The 14,268-nt window shown below is 48.7% G+C and carries 15 protein-coding genes and 1 riboswitch; of the genes, 12 read left to right on the plus strand and 3 right to left on the minus strand.

All coding sequences use genetic code 11. From position 1 onward, the window contains the following. Positions 1-5: 5 nt before the first annotated feature. A complete protein-coding gene (locus tag ACY2IG_RS06270; RefSeq protein ID WP_462618483.1) occupies positions 6-1,100 on the plus strand; it encodes a hypothetical protein in 1,095 nt (364 codons plus the stop codon). 82 nt (positions 1,101-1,182) lie between these two features. Then, a complete protein-coding gene (locus ACY2IG_RS06275) occupies positions 1,183-1,476 on the plus strand; it encodes a hypothetical protein (RefSeq protein ID WP_056060657.1) in 294 nt (97 codons plus the stop codon). A 28-nt stretch (positions 1,477-1,504) separates the two neighbouring features. On the opposite strand, the gene ACY2IG_RS06280 is transcribed toward ACY2IG_RS06275, so the two are convergent. Next, entirely contained in the window at positions 1,505-1,993 is a 489-nt protein-coding gene (locus ACY2IG_RS06280; protein WP_462618484.1) for a DoxX family protein, read from the minus strand. Positions 1,994-2,119: 126 nt separating this feature from the next. Then, positions 2,120-3,304 (minus strand): MFS transporter, encoded by a 1,185-nt coding sequence (locus tag ACY2IG_RS06285; protein WP_462618485.1) that lies wholly within the window; start codon positions 3,302-3,304, stop codon positions 2,120-2,122. A gap of 190 nt (positions 3,305-3,494) precedes the next feature. Here ACY2IG_RS06285 and ACY2IG_RS06290 point away from each other — a divergent pair, with 190 nt between their 5' ends. The 8 genes from ACY2IG_RS06290 to ACY2IG_RS06325 all read left to right on the plus strand — a co-directional run bounded on the left by ACY2IG_RS06290 (position 3,495) and on the right by ACY2IG_RS06325 (position 9,360). Further along, positions 3,495-3,920, plus strand: a complete 426-nt coding sequence (locus ACY2IG_RS06290; RefSeq protein ID WP_313491799.1) for an OsmC family protein — start codon at positions 3,495-3,497, stop codon at positions 3,918-3,920. Next, the gene (nagZ, locus tag ACY2IG_RS06295; protein WP_462618486.1) at positions 3,917-5,137 is read left to right on the plus strand and encodes a beta-N-acetylhexosaminidase; all 1,221 of its coding nucleotides are present in this window, start codon (positions 3,917-3,919) and stop codon (positions 5,135-5,137) included. The genes ACY2IG_RS06290 and nagZ overlap by 4 nt, the downstream gene beginning before the upstream one ends. 56 nt (positions 5,138-5,193) lie before the next feature. Further along, positions 5,194-5,296: riboswitch (TPP riboswitch) on the plus strand. 82 nt (positions 5,297-5,378) lie between these two features. After that, entirely contained in the window at positions 5,379-5,972 is a 594-nt protein-coding gene (locus ACY2IG_RS06300; RefSeq protein ID WP_329470574.1) for a thiamine phosphate synthase, read from the plus strand. Continuing rightward, positions 5,969-6,913: an FAD-dependent oxidoreductase gene (locus ACY2IG_RS06305; RefSeq protein WP_462618487.1), complete on the plus strand. Its 945-nt coding sequence runs from the start codon at positions 5,969-5,971 to the stop codon at positions 6,911-6,913. Before ACY2IG_RS06300 ends, ACY2IG_RS06305 begins: the two co-directional genes overlap by 4 nt. Next, a complete protein-coding gene (gene thiS, locus ACY2IG_RS06310; protein WP_290749465.1) occupies positions 6,910-7,110 on the plus strand; it encodes a sulfur carrier protein ThiS in 201 nt (66 codons plus the stop codon). Before ACY2IG_RS06305 ends, thiS begins: the two co-directional genes overlap by 4 nt. A gap of 2 nt (positions 7,111-7,112) precedes the next feature. Further along, positions 7,113-7,877, plus strand: a complete 765-nt coding sequence (locus ACY2IG_RS06315; RefSeq protein ID WP_462618488.1) for a thiazole synthase — start codon at positions 7,113-7,115, stop codon at positions 7,875-7,877. Beyond that, entirely contained in the window at positions 7,874-8,881 is a 1,008-nt protein-coding gene (locus ACY2IG_RS06320) for a ThiF family adenylyltransferase (RefSeq protein WP_290749472.1), read from the plus strand. The genes ACY2IG_RS06315 and ACY2IG_RS06320 overlap by 4 nt, the downstream gene beginning before the upstream one ends. A gap of 122 nt (positions 8,882-9,003) precedes the next feature. Beyond that, positions 9,004-9,360 (plus strand): hypothetical protein, encoded by a 357-nt coding sequence (locus tag ACY2IG_RS06325; protein WP_035408542.1) that lies wholly within the window; start codon positions 9,004-9,006, stop codon positions 9,358-9,360. A 132-nt stretch (positions 9,361-9,492) separates the two neighbouring features. Here the strand turns inward: ACY2IG_RS06325 and ACY2IG_RS06330 are convergent, their stop codons facing one another. Then, complete coding sequence (locus ACY2IG_RS06330; protein ID WP_329470584.1) at positions 9,493-9,861, minus strand: hypothetical protein; 369 nt, start codon at positions 9,859-9,861, stop codon at positions 9,493-9,495. Positions 9,862-10,147: 286 nt separating this feature from the next. Between ACY2IG_RS06330 and ACY2IG_RS06335 the strand changes: the two genes are divergently transcribed. Together ACY2IG_RS06335 and ACY2IG_RS06340 are read left to right on the plus strand one after the other, a co-directional pair. Next, positions 10,148-11,269, plus strand: coding sequence for an exonuclease SbcCD subunit D (locus ACY2IG_RS06335; protein WP_035409684.1), 1,122 nt, complete (start codon positions 10,148-10,150; stop codon positions 11,267-11,269). After that, the gene (locus ACY2IG_RS06340; protein WP_462618489.1) at positions 11,251-14,256 is read left to right on the plus strand and encodes an AAA family ATPase; all 3,006 of its coding nucleotides are present in this window, start codon (positions 11,251-11,253) and stop codon (positions 14,254-14,256) included. The genes ACY2IG_RS06335 and ACY2IG_RS06340 overlap by 19 nt, the downstream gene beginning before the upstream one ends. The last annotated feature ends 12 nt before the right edge of the window (positions 14,257-14,268 follow it).

Genomic DNA, 14,268 nt, shown 5'->3' on the forward strand with positions numbered 1-14,268 from the left:
ACACTATGCGTTCAATAAAATATCTTTTGATTCTGGGAATAGTCAGTATCGTATCTATAGGAATCTATGTAGGACAAGTGTTATCAGTAGATAAAACTAATTTTGTAGTTGAAACAATAAAAGGTAATCCGAAGCAAGATGCTGTTCAAAACATGAGACTTATTTTAAATGAGTGGAGTCGTAATCCGAACGGATATTCTATTGATATTGAAGGTAACGTACAGAGGATTGATAAATCTATCCTATTTTATATTTTTCAAGACGAAAATAGATGGGAAGAGTCTCCTCGTGAATTTCGTCAATTTATTTTTAAACACGATACCCATTTGTACACTCAAGATTTAGTGACGTATGGCTTACGTGCTACAGGTGATGGGGAAATCGAACTTCAATATTGGGATGTATCGACGAAAAAGTTGACTCGGAAAACATTTGATATTTCTGAAATTCAACAAAATCGATCCATTCGTTTCTCTCCGTTCCAACGAATGGGTAATATGCTGCTAATTGAATCGTATATTCCTAACCGAGAATCAGTGAGAGAAAATCTCTTTAGTATAGATTTAAATGATGAGACAGTATCAAAAATTAAGTTGCCAAGTCGTTTAGAGAAAGGCGATGTTATTCGATCTTTTTATGACGGAAAAATGATTGTGGAACAAATGCACCAATTAAAAGATTCAGATACAATGGAAGTAAAAATCGTTGTAAAAGATGGACAGAAAACAAAACAACTAAATCGATTTGCAGACTTTCCTAACGGTACTTATATTATGAAAGAAGGAAGATATTTGGTAGGAATTGAAGAGTCGGATGAATCTTCTGAGCAAGTACAGTTAAGATGGCACATCTATGATATTGAGTCTGATCGACAGTTCGTTAAAACGATAAAATTAAAATCGTTTGCTAAAAACGAAGTTATTTCATACTCAGTTGTTAATGCAGAAAACGACCATATATATATTGCATATCGGATGGAAAATGGAGCAGTCAAAGCGATTGTCGTCAATCCATTAACAGCCGAAACAGTATTTGAAACAGAAATTAAAAATAAGGGATCGAAGAATAAACTTATCCTTGAACAAATTATTACAAATTAATAAAAGTAACCACTTTCCACTCCTAATTTGAAACCTTCCGTTTTCTTCCAACGTATAAAGACTATACAAAGGGGGAACTCACATGCAATTCTTGATTTTTGTCATCTTCGCAGGTGCTCTGTATTGGTTCTACTACAGCTTCTTACTGGGGTATCGTAAGAAAAACATCACGCTGACGTTTGACGATCGGTTTTATTCACTCGACGAACATGTCGCAGCCATCGAACAAAAACTTGCAATGGATGGACGTTCAGCGCGTTATCTCGGTGACCGTCGCTTTGAAGTCGATGGCAAACCTTATCTGTTCCTCGAGCGGACAGTCCCAGTCGGCGGGGTTCCGACACAGCAGACGATTCTCGAGCAACAAAAAAAATAACTCTCCCGCGTTTGGGAGAGTTTTTTCGTTAGACCGGAATCCGGTCGAGGGGATGTGGTTGTTGCGACGAACGATACCAGCGCATGATCCAGTGATCAATACCGATTTGATACGCAAAGCGTCCTGCAACAAGTAAGACGATTGAGGCTGCTAAGAACAACGGGTTTAACGCAATCGTTCCAGCAAGTAAGTAATTGAGATTCATGATGCTCCCGACGACCAGTGCAGGAACAGTCAACAGACTGAGAATCAACAAGATCCCGACAATGAGTTCCGCGAACGGAATCAAGACGTTGATCAGCCCGACGTTTGGTAAGGCGAGTTGCTCGATCCACGTCGCATACCACGAACTGACGAGTGCGTCTTCGCCTATCGCTTTCGTTAGCGCCCCTTCAAGAAACGGTTTTGCATCAAAGCCATTGATGTACTTGCCGATCCCGGCGATGAACCACTGAATTCCGAGCCAGAGCCGGATGATCGTCAATAAACTGATGCCGATGATGTGTAATGCTTTCACTTTCAGACACTCCTCTACTACAACATAGTCCCCATCATACTGAAAAATCATCAGTAAGATAGGGACTATCATCATAACGTCATCGAACCGTCATCGACCTGTTACAAAAAAGGATAAGGTAGCCGTTCATGACCGCTGATCGAGACGATGACTGATTGCAGTTAATAAAGCAGCGACAAGCGCAACAAGCCCACCGACCAGTGCCGTGTTCATCATCGGACCGTTCGCATAAACGATGCCACCGAGTGCCGAACCGAAGGCAATCCCGACATTACTTGCAACCGGCATCAAGGAAGCGGCGAGTCCTTTTGCTTCCGGATTGAACTTTTCGGCGAGGTCAATCAAATAGATTTGTGTCGAAGTCGTCAATAAAATCGACATCAATGACATCAAGGCGATGTTAAACAGACCAAGTGAAAGGGATACTGTCGTGAAGTATAATGCAGCAAGGACGATTGCTTGCACGACGAAGACGAACCGTAAGCGACCCATCGGATTTTTACTTGCAATCTTGCCGGCAAGGATGTTACTGAAGATCGAGACGACACCGTAAGCGAGCAGGATCGGACTAATCCATGTCTTCGCGATGCTGAGTTCCGTTTGCAGGATCGGCACGAGGTACGTGTAGACGACGTAAGTTGCTCCGAAGCCGAACGACGGAATGAAGAAGGCAATCAGGATCCGTGGATTAGCGAGCAATCCAAGCTGCTCCTTGATTGAACCGGAGCCCGTCGATTGCTGGACGGGAACGATCTTCCACACAGCGAGGAACGCAATCATTCCCATGACTGTCGTCAGCCAGAACGTGGCTGCGAAGCCAGCGTGTTGACCGATGAACGTACCGATCGGAACACCGAGGACGTTCGCGAGTGTAAAACCACCAAAAATGAACGAAACGGCGACACCGCGCTTCGCGACAGGTACGCCATCGCTTGCGACGACCATTGCGAGCGAGATCAAGACACCGGTCAGGATGGCAGTCAGGATGCGGGTTGCGAGCAATACTTCGTAACTTGGAGCAAAACTACTGGCAAGGTTCAGTAAGACCCAAGCGAGTAACAGACGTAGGATCAGGCGACGCCGTTCCAGGTGACCGGTCAGCGACATTACAATCGGTGTACCAATCGCAAAGGAGATGGCAAATGCCGAGACGAGCGTACCGGCTGTTGCGATCGTGATATTAAGAGCTGAGGAGATTTCAGCGAGGATCCCGACGATGACGAATTCGCTTGTTCCGAGAACGAACGTCAGGAGCGACAACGTGGCGATCAACAGCCAATCGCGTCGACTTAAACGAGTAGTAGGTGACATGGATGATTCCTCAATTCTAGCGCTTGCGCGCGAAACTATGAGTAACAGGATAGCATGAAACGATTTCTTCGGGTATCGCAAAGCGAGATTTCGGGAAAAGAACCATTATTCGAAATAGCGTGTGAATTTCCAGGCTTGCTGTTTTTTGCGTATACTACAGAAGAGGACTACTGACAAAGGAGTGGAAACGATGCAAGCGACAGTGACATGGAACAAACAGATGGGGTTTAGTGGACAGACGGAATCAGGGCATCATCTTGCGATGGATGCAGCACCGGAGAACGGTGGCGAAAATCAAGCACCACGACCGACTGAACTGCTGCTACATGCCGTTGCCGGCTGTACTGGAATCGACATCGTCTCGATTTTAGAGAAGATGCGCTTGACGATTACTCATTTCGAAATGGATATCGAAGGGGAACGGTCAGAGGATCATCCGCGGCGCTTTACGTCGATCTCGATTCATTACCGGCTTGAAGGTGATCTCCCGGAAGATAAGGTCCGTCGCGCCATCTCGTTATCAAAAGACAAATATTGTTCGGTCTCGCAATCCTTGAACGCTGAGATTTCCGTCTATTATTCCATCAATGGTGTCCGGAGCGAGGATTCTTTGTGAAGAAAGTAGCACTGATCGGTTGCCTGTTGCTTGCAGGGTGTGCGCAGGAGACGACGGAACCAACGAAACCATCACAACCAGCAAAGAAGCAACCGACGGAGGCGAAGAAATCAAAGCCTGAGCCGACAAAGGAAGAACAGCAACAAGCACGATTAAAGCAGCAACTTGAAGCGATGTCGACGTCAGAAAAGATCGATCAATTGCTCTATATCGGAGTTGCCGGAACGGAACTTTCAGCAGCTGACCGGAAATTGTTGCAGACGCATGCGATCGGTGGGGTCTTACTGCTTGGTGGGAATATTACGTCAGAAGATCAACTCTTGACGTTCACGCGTGCCATTCAAGAAACGAACCAAAAACCGTATGTTTTCGTCGGGGTTGATGAAGAGGGCGGACGGGTCAGCCAGGTACCGGATCAACGATTACGTCTCCCGACGAGTCAACGGATGGCGCAAGGTGCAGATGCTGCAAAAATGGAAGATGTCGGACGTACGCTCGGTCACCTGTCACGATTTTATGGGTTCAACATGGACTTCGCACCGGTCCTTGACGTCAATAGCAATCCGAACAATCCAATCATCGGCGACCGTGCGTTAAGTGCTGATCCGAAGACCGTCGCGACTCTCGGTACGGCCCTGATGCATGGGATGCAAGAGACGGGAACGATTCCGGTCGTCAAACATTTTCCCGGTCACGGCAATACGAGTGTCGATTCCCATGTCGGTTTGCCGAGAGTGACAGCATCAAAGGAAGAACTGAAGCGAACGGAACTGTTACCGTTCCAAGAAGCGATTCAAGAGGGCGCCGAGATGGTGATGGTCGCCCATATTCTCTATCCCGCGTATGACGATCAAAATCCATCTTCGCTCTCGAAGCCGATCTTGACTGACCTCTTGCGTCAACAACTCGGATTCAAGGGTGTCATCATCACGGATGACCTTGTCATGGGGGCGATCACGAAACGATATGGTCTTGCGGAAGCGGCACGTCAGGCACTTGTCAATGGAGCTGATATGGCGATGTTTTCGGAAGCAGGTGCCTATCCGAAGGTCCACACCGAAGTGATGCAAGCGGTTAAAGAAAAAACGTTGTCGTCAGAGATGCTCGATGCTAAAGTGATGCGGATCTTAAAGCTGAAGCAGACCTATGCCGACAGCCAGAAGCAACAGCGACCGACGAAATCGGAGCTTGTTCAGCAAGTGGAAGCGCTCAACTAGGACTAGCGAAGCAAAGCGACTCATGCTAGACTAATGGGGCAAGCCAATTAAACACGAAAAGACACTAGGGGAGTCTCGCAGCAGACTGAGACGGAAGTATCCGGACCCTTTGAACCTGATCTAGTTCGTACTAGCGGAGGGAAGTGGCTCGAAACCTTAGATATCCTTAGCGCTTCAGCGCATTTTCGGACCACTCCCTTCAACATCGGGAGTGGTCCTTTTTCGTATGGAAAGGAAGAACATGATGCGTCTACATCTGATTTCGACGGGATCCATCAATCCACGCGATGGAGTGGAAACCTTTCAATCGCTTCAACCATATACGGATCAGCTTCATCTTCGAGAACCAAATTTGTCGGCAACAGAATTGTTAGATCTGATTGACGCGCTCCTTGCAAAAGGGTATTCGTCTGATCAATTAACCGTTCACGACCGGGTCGACGTCGCCCATGTCGCTGGCATCGGTGTGCAATTGACGCGACGTTCCTTACGTGTCTGCGATGTTCGGCGACACTTTCCGAATCTCATCATCGGGAAATCCGTCCACTCTCTGGCAGAAGCACTTGCAGCGGAAGCGGAAGGAGCCGACCGACTGCTGTACGGTCATATTTATCCGACAGCGTCGAAACCAAACGTGCCACCGCGAGGGATCGATGCCTTGAAGCAAGTTGTCACTTTCACGACGAAACCAGTCATCGCAATCGGCGGGATCACTCCTGATCGCATTCCTGAGATCGCAGCGACCGGTGCAAGCGGAATCGCCGTCTTATCCGGTATTCTCGGTCAAGCGGACCCGCATGCTGCCATTCAGCGTTATCAGGGGGTACGGGTATGACGGATCACATCATCATCGGTGGTGGAGTCATCGGTTTGACGCTTGCTTACAGTCTCGCTTGTCAGAACGAATCCGTTCTTGTCCTTGATCGCGGAACATGCGGACAAGGGACGAGTCGGGCGGCTGCCGGGATGCTTGCGACGAACATCGAGCTGAGAGAAGAATTGCATACGCTTGCCGCGCGAAGTCGCCGTCTGTATCCGTTACTTGCGCGACGCCTCACGCGCGAGACCGGGATCGATTGTGGCTACCGGGAACAACCATTTTTATTGAAACGAAATGGGCAAGAATACTTATTTCCATCGGTCGGTCAAATCGATCCGCGACGACTAACGACTGCATTGATGCATGTCTTACGAAATCGTGGGGTACCAATCGAAGAACAGGTGGACGTCACGCGAATCGAGGAGAGTAATGATTTCATTAGGGTTGAGTCGAACACGGGAACGTGGACGGGACGAACGGTGACGGTTGCTGCCGGACGCGGGTCCCAAGCCTTGCTCGATACAGCTGGCATTTCGATTGCGACATATGGGGTCAAAGGGGAGTGTCTCGCAGTCCGTCTCGCGGGTCAGCCGTTACGCTCGATCCTGTTTGATGATGCCGTCTACCTCGTACCGAAAGCGGACGGACGGATATTGATCGGTGCGACCGAACTACCGCACGACGAGACGATCGGTGTTAGTGTCGCAGGAGTCACGTCACTGCTTCAAGCAGCAGAGCGTCTCTATCCACCGATCCGTGATGCTGTCATCGAAGAAGTCTGGTCAGGCGTACGACCACAAACAGAGTCCGGCTTGCCATATATCGGAGTCGCCGATTCATCCCGTCGGATCTTTATAGCGACGGGGCATCATCGGCATGGCATATTACTCGCACCGGCGACAGCGGAAGTTTTGGCAAACACATTACGGTTGATCCTAAAGGAGGAAGTCCGATGAACATTACGATTAACGGCAACGACCACACCATTGAACAGATTGAGACGATTGAGGATATGCTCACGCAACTTGGCTTAGGGGAAAAACTCGTCATCGTCGAACAGAACCGACAGATCATCGACCGCGGAGCTTACGATCAAACGGTCGTTCGGAACAATGACATATTCGAAATCGTTCATTTCGTAGGAGGAGGATAAAGATGTTGAAAATTGGAGAAAAGACATTCGAATCACGGTTATTACTCGGAACGGGGAAATATACGGATGCTACGGTACAGCAGGAGGCCATCGATGCGTCCGCTTCACAAATCTTGACGTTCGCTGTCCGGCGGCTCGATCTCTTCGACAAACAACAATCGAATTTCTTGGAGTCGCTTGATTTAACGAAGTACGATTTACTACCGAACACGGCTGGTGCGAAGACAGCGGAAGAAGCGGTTCGGCTAGCAAAGCTTGCGCGGGCATCCGGTATGTGTGACATGGTCAAGGTCGAAGTAATTGGGTGCGATAAGACATTACTACCTGACCCAATCGAGACGTTACGGGCTTCTGAAGAGTTACTTAAAGAAGGATTCATCGTCTTACCGTATACATCGGACGACGTCGTCCTTGCACGACGACTCGAGGAACTCGGCTGTCATGCCATCATGCCGGCAGCGTCACCGATCGGGTCTGGGCAAGGCATCCTCAATCCGCTCCACCTAAAGTTCATCATCGAGCAGACGACGGTGCCTGTCATCGTCGACGCTGGAATCGGTTCTCCAACTGACGTCGCCTATGCAATGGAACTGGGAGCGGATGGTGTCTTATTGAACTCCGCTGTAGCCCATGCCCAGGATCCGGTCAAGATGGCGCGCGCGATGCGACTAGCCGTCGAAGCAGGGCGCTTCGGATACGAAGCGGGACGAATCGAGAAGAAACAGTATGCAGTCGCGAGTAGTCCAACGAGTGGATTGATTCGATGACACGTTATTCACGCCAAACTCGATTTCAACCGATCGGAGAAGCAGGACAAGCACGCTTCGCAGCAGCAAAGGTACTGATCATCGGGATGGGGGCACTCGGAACAGCATCGGCAGAACAACTCGTTCGCGCCGGTGTCGGCGTCGTCCGAATCGTCGACCGCGATTATGTCGAGTGGAGTAATCTACAACGGCAACAACTCTATACGGAGGACGATGCACGGCACATCGTACCGAAGGCGATTGCTGCAAAAGCGCGGCTTGAAGCGATTAATTCGACGGTGACGATCGAAGCACATGTATTAGATGTCGACCGGGCAGCGCTGACATGGCTTCTCGATGATATCGATCTCATCATCGATGCGACGGATCATTTCGATATTCGTTTACTGATGAACGATATGGCATTGTTGCGCTCGATTCCGTGGATTTACGGCGGCTGCGTCGGCAGTTACGGGATTACTTTCACTGTTCGTCCGGGAGAGACGCCGTGTCTGCAGTGCCTGCTCGATCAATTACCACGTGATCAGGAGACGTGTGATACGGCGGGAATCATCGGTCCAGCTGTTCAGATGGTCGCCTCTCTACAAGTGACGGAAGCGTTGAAGTGGTTGAGCGGGAAGACGGACGCGCTGCGGACACGTCTGCTTGCCTTTGACGTGTGGTCGAATACATTCCAACAAATCAACGTCCAGTCACTGAAGCAAACAGAGTGCCCCTCGTGCGGCATCGAGCCGTCTTATCCTTATTTATCGAATCAAACGGTGCGTTTCACGGCACTGTGCGGTCGCGATGCCGTTCAAATCCGTGGAGACGGGCAGCGGGATCTCGAACAATTAAAACAACGCCTCCAGCCGGTTGCGTCGATTTCCGCCCATAATCCATACTTGCTGGCGTTTACGACGGATGAGCATCGAATGGTCGCCTTTCGAGATGGTCGTGTCTTGATTCATGGCGAGGCGGATCTCGTTAAAGCAAAACGACTGTATCACGCCTATTTCGGATAAACGTTCATAAAACAGTAAAACTAATTTTAAAAATATATGTTTTAAATGTTTAAAAAACAGGTAAATAAGACTTCAGACATAAATCGGTCTACAGGTTTTGAACGTGAAGAGGAGTGATTCAGATGAAACAAGAATTCGATCCAATGAAGGATCAAGCACAGACGGAAGAAACACAGGCGGTTGTCCAGCAAGCCAACTGGAATCCGGACCGGTACCGGACGAACTTGAACCCATTCTATCTGTCACCTTGTAGTGTCGAACGTAGAGAAGATGTGCATCAGGATGCATCGAAGATTCTCGAAGTCGAGACGTCGTCGCCCCTCCAACAACTTTTTGAACACAATCAAGCAACGCATACATCCGAACCAACGGGCAAAAAATTTAAGACAGGCATCGTCGTCGGTGTCGGTGCGATCATTGGCGGATCAGTTTCTGTGATTCGTTCCGTCCAACGTTTTAGAAAGCAACGGACGAAGTAATACGCTCGTTGTGAAAGCACAAAAAGCAGGAGGCATTCGCCTCCTGCTTTTTTTTTGCAACCTCTTCATTTCACAAAGAAAAGAAGGGATTTTCGTATGTATATTGTTTCTATTTTGATATTTCTAGATTTATCAGTTCGTTATGTTATCAAACGCGGTAGATTTACCGTTTACGTAAACATCGATGATTTCATGTTCAGGATCTAAAGTTAATTTATAGACATGCTGCTTTGTCTTCTTATGAGTTTTAGATTCATTCAATTTAATCTTCAGCGTATCTCCTTGTGCTTCAAGATCAGAAGCGACTGCTTTCTTTGTGCGATAGATAATATAGGCGATATCGTCTTTCGTGTTGATCATTTGCAAAGTAGTGGCAGGATTTATTTTCGATTGGAGAGCGTTAGGTACTATTTTTAGCTCACTAAAACTGAGTTTAGAATCGTTTGCGTTACAGGCTGATAAAGTAGTACATAATATAGTCAACATTAATAATTTCTTCATATTTTTGCTCCTTCGATTCGAGTGGAAATGTATACCTTATATCTTAGCAGTTTTTTGAAGTTCCAAGTCATCAAAAGGTATAAGGTCAACGGAAATTGACTTGATGTTAAAGATAAAGTAGTTTTTTGATCAAAAAAATTCTAATTTTTTTTGTTTAAATGTATGGTAGTGTCGCTGTGTGTTAGGATAACTCCTCCTTTTTGTGTTCCAAACAGATGTTCGTCGCAGAACGAACGCTCGCATGCTACACTTAAGCTACTATATTTAAAAAGTGAGTGTGATGAAGATGAAATGGATACATACTGCCGATTGGCATCTCGGTAAAATCGTTCATGGCGAGTCGATGCTCGGGAACCAACGGGCGGTCCTGAGCGAGTTTTTGACACTCGTCGATCGCGAACAACCGGATGCAATCGTCATTGCGGGTGACTTATACGACCGTGCCGTCCCGCCGACAGAAGCCGTTGAACTACTCGATGAGACGCTCGCTGCTCTGATTCTTGACCGGGACATACCGGTCATTGCGATCAGCGGAAATCATGATTCAGCCGAACGGTTAAGTTTCGGAACGACGTTACTTCAACGGGCGGGTCTACACCTTGTTGGAAAATTGACGCCGGTCATCAAGCCGGTCGCGATCAAGGGAGTATCATTTTACCCGGTGCCGTTCGCTGATCCTGCGACCGTCCGGTATGTGCACAATGATGAAACGATCAAGACACATGATGACGCAATGCGGACGATCCTTGCCGGATGTGTCCCAGACGGACCGAGTGTTCTCGTCGGTCATGCCTTTGTCATCGGTGGACTCGAGACAGATTCGGAGCGGCAATTATCCGTCGGAACGGCAGGGCAAGTTAGTGCGAGCCAGTTTGCACCGTTTACCTATACAGCACTCGGTCATTTGCACAACCCGCTTGCAATTCAATCCGAGACGGTCCGATACAGCGGATCGCTCTTGAAATATTCGTTTTCAGAAGCACATCACGTCAAAGGCGTCGATGTGTTGACGTTGAACGATACTGGTACGTTCGATCGTCGATTCGAACCGCTTGCACCAAAACGTGATTTGCGAGAACTGACTGGTAGTCTCGATGAATTGACGGATCCTGCGTTCGTTGCGACGCAAGTCACGGATGATTATTTAAAAATCAACCTGACGGACGGCGAAGCCTTGATGGATCCGATGGGCAAGCTGAAAAAAATCTATCCGAACATCCTGCACCTCGAGCGAATCGGATTCGTCCGCGAGAGTACGCGGGCGGTCAAAGCATCGCGTGAGCAGGTCAAGGATGCTTCTGTTGCGGATCTGTTCAGTGAATTTTATGAAGCAGTTCGTGAGAAGAAGCCGACGGAAGCGATGCGAGCCGTCTTGAAGGAGGAAGCGACATGCGCCCAGAACGACTGACATTACGCGCCTTTGGTCCGTTTGCTGGTGAAGAGACGATTGATTTCACGGCACTTGCTGGACGGACGATGTTCGTCATTTCCGGGAATACAGGGGCTGGGAAAACGACGATTTTTGATGCATTGACGTTCGCCCTGTATGGTGAGACGTCCGGTGGTGAGCGGGAAATGAGTGAGTTGCGAAGTCATTTTGCCGTACCTGAACAAAAGACGGAAGTCGAACTGGAGTTTACGCTGAAAGGAGAACGGTACCGGATCATCCGGCAACCGAGTCAACCGCATCCGGTCAATAAAACCGGCTATTCGCATGAAGCAGAGTTCGCTCGGTTCGACGGCGTGGCGTGGAAACCACTTGCCATCAAGATTCCGGAAATCAAGCAGCGCGTTCAAGAATTGATCCAGCTCGACCATAAACAGTTTTCACAAATTCTCCTGTTGCCGCAAAATAAGTTCCGGGAACTGTTGATGGCAGAGTCAAAAGATAAATTGCAGATTCTCAAACAACTGTTCAAGACGGAACATTATGGTGAGTTCCAACAACGCTTGCACCGACAAGCGCTCGATCTTGCGGCACGCATCAAGGAAACGAAGACGAAACAATGGGCCAAGCTTGAGGAGTTACCCCTGCAAGCAAACTGGAGTGAATTAACTGAAGCGGACATCCGGTTACGAATGGAAGCGTTGACGACGGAACGGGATGAGTGGTTGACAGCGGCTCATGAAGCGGAGCAACAAACACGTACGATCGTCGAGAGCAAAACGACACGGTTGCAACAGGGCGAACAACTCGAAGCAGCTTTCCAAGAGCAAGAGCAACTTCAACGGACGGAGCAGTTGTTGCTTGAACGATCATCCGACATTAAGCGGATGCAAGAAGAAGCAACGGCTGCTGAACGTGCTCAAATCGTCGCACCATTTTTTGATCAATGGCAACAAGATCAAGAACAGCTAACACGACTTAAACGGCAACAGCAAGAAACCGAACAGCACGTCACGCGCTTGACAGAGCGGCAAGGCACCGTTCAAGACAAAGTAAATCGATTACTGGCGGAAGAACCGCAGATTGAACAACTGAGTCGTCGTCTTGAGAAAATTCAAGAAGAATGCGAACGGTTGGAAGCGGAGACCCTCTTACGGCAACAACAGCAACAACTGACAGAACGCTTAAAGCAACTTGATCCGGAACCGTTCAGGAAACAACTTGAACAAACGCGGACGGAGCGAAAGACCGTTCAGGAACAGCTACGACCATTGCAGAACGTCGGAGCAGAACGCTTACAGGCGCAAGAACGACGCTTCACCTTGCAACAGTTGGCGACGAAGTTCGCAGAGTATGACAAGTTGGAAGCAGAGCGACAACAGTTGATCGTCCGCGGTACAAGCGTCCGGGATCAAAAAGAGGCGGCAGCGCGTGCGTATGAAGTAGCTCGTAAAAGTGAACGGGAACAACTGGCTGCTGAACTTGCCAAGGGATTGACGGACGGGCTGGCTTGTCCTGTCTGTGGCAGTACGTCGCATCCGCAACATGCTGTCGCCGTCGCACAGGAACTATCGGTCGATGTAGCACAACAGCGGTTCTTAGAAGCACAACAAGCGCATCAAGAGTTACAAGCCTCTTACCGGACGGTTGCAGAGCGTCTGCAACAACTGACGATCGAGATTCAAAAAACTAGTGAAAACGAGTCAACTCATGCGGAAGTTTTAGCACAGCTTCGGGAAGTCGAACAGACGGAAGTCCGATTAGCGTCAGCACAGACGGAAAAAGAACGTCTTGAAACATGTCTTCAACAACTCGAACAATCGCTAGAGCAACTACAGTTGAAGATTGATAGGGTGGTAAAAGACCAAACTGTCATCGAATCGGAATTGGCACACTTGACTGGTCGCCTGAGTCAATCTGGAGAATTCGTAAAATCGTTATCAGCACTTCGTGAAGAACAACAACAGGCAGAAACACGCATCGAGCAGTTCGAGCAAGATAAACAGCGCCATTTACGCGAAAAGGAACAGCTCGATCGTGACTTAGCGGAACACCAAGGACGATTGCGTCAATTGATCGAAGCTCTTTCGGAACAGCGCGACCGTCTGACGAAGCGCGAAAACGAATTACAAGCAGTCTTGTCAGAAGAAGCGTTTCCGACGATCGAAGCCTTCCGCGATGCGAGACGGTCACGCGAAGACATTCGTCTACTCCATGAACGGCTGGAACAAGACCGCCTAGAGCGGCAGGAATTGAAGCTGAAACAGGAACAAGCTCGCTTGAAGACGGAAGGTCAAGTGCGTCCGGATCTTGAACTGTTGCGGATGGACTTGAAGACGGTGTCGCTCGAACTGACGGAGCGGACCGATCGACGTGTCGGGCTCGAGAAGGAAAGGGCACATATTGATCAGTTGATAACGGCGTGGGAAAACTTGCAACGCCAAATCGAAGATGAGGATGCGAGATATGGGGTCATCGGTGAACTCGCTCGCGTCGGTGTCGGCGAGAACGCACAACGGATGACGTTCGAAACGTACGTTCAGACGGCTTACTTCGATGAGATCTTGTTCGCCGCAAACCGACATCTGCATGAGATGACATCGGGCCGTTTTCAGCTCGAGCGAAAAACGGAGGCAGGAAAAGGACTCAAGAAATACGGACTTGATTTAAATGTCTTTGACGCTTACACGTCGCAAACACGTCACGTCAAGACGTTGTCCGGTGGAGAAAGCTTCAAGGCGTCCCTTGCACTTGCGCTTGGACTATCGGAAGTCGTGCAAGAAGCAAGTGGAGGAGTATCGCTTGAGACGATGTTTATCGATGAAGGATTTGGAACACTTGATCCGGAATCGCTTGAACAAGCGATCGAGACGTTGCTTTCAATTCAAGCGAGCGGCCGTATGGTCGGAATCATCAGTCATGTGCAGGAGCTGAAGTCACGAGTTGACGCAAAAATCGAGGTCAAACAAGGAAAAACGGGGTCGACGATTGCACTAGTCGTCGAGTAAGGAGATAAGATC

Source organism: Exiguobacterium sp. EF_C8, assembly GCF_054956715.1.

Excerpts from the sequence above, each read along its gene's own strand:
- ACY2IG_RS06320 (WP_290749472.1), top strand. The coding sequence starts at position 7,874 with ATGACACGTTATTCACGCCAAACTCGATTTCAACCGATCGGAGAAGCA.
- thiS (WP_290749465.1), top strand. The coding sequence starts at position 6,910 with ATGAACATTACGATTAACGGCAACGACCACACCATTGAACAGATTGAG.
- ACY2IG_RS06285 (WP_462618485.1), bottom strand. The coding sequence starts at position 3,304 with ATGTCACCTACTACTCGTTTAAGTCGACGCGATTGGCTGTTGATCGCC.
- ACY2IG_RS06270 (WP_462618483.1), top strand. The coding sequence starts at position 6 with ATGCGTTCAATAAAATATCTTTTGATTCTGGGAATAGTCAGTATCGTA.
- ACY2IG_RS06300 (WP_329470574.1), top strand. The coding sequence starts at position 5,379 with ATGATGCGTCTACATCTGATTTCGACGGGATCCATCAATCCACGCGAT.
- ACY2IG_RS06325 (WP_035408542.1), top strand. The coding sequence starts at position 9,004 with ATGAAACAAGAATTCGATCCAATGAAGGATCAAGCACAGACGGAAGAA.
- ACY2IG_RS06290 (WP_313491799.1), top strand. The coding sequence starts at position 3,495 with ATGCAAGCGACAGTGACATGGAACAAACAGATGGGGTTTAGTGGACAG.
- ACY2IG_RS06305 (WP_462618487.1), top strand. The coding sequence starts at position 5,969 with ATGACGGATCACATCATCATCGGTGGTGGAGTCATCGGTTTGACGCTT.
- ACY2IG_RS06315 (WP_462618488.1), top strand. The coding sequence starts at position 7,113 with ATGTTGAAAATTGGAGAAAAGACATTCGAATCACGGTTATTACTCGGA.
- ACY2IG_RS06340 (WP_462618489.1), top strand. The coding sequence starts at position 11,251 with ATGCGCCCAGAACGACTGACATTACGCGCCTTTGGTCCGTTTGCTGGT.
- ACY2IG_RS06335 (WP_035409684.1), top strand. The coding sequence starts at position 10,148 with ATGAAATGGATACATACTGCCGATTGGCATCTCGGTAAAATCGTTCAT.
- ACY2IG_RS06330 (WP_329470584.1), bottom strand. The coding sequence starts at position 9,861 with ATGAAGAAATTATTAATGTTGACTATATTATGTACTACTTTATCAGCC.
- ACY2IG_RS06275 (WP_056060657.1), top strand. The coding sequence starts at position 1,183 with ATGCAATTCTTGATTTTTGTCATCTTCGCAGGTGCTCTGTATTGGTTC.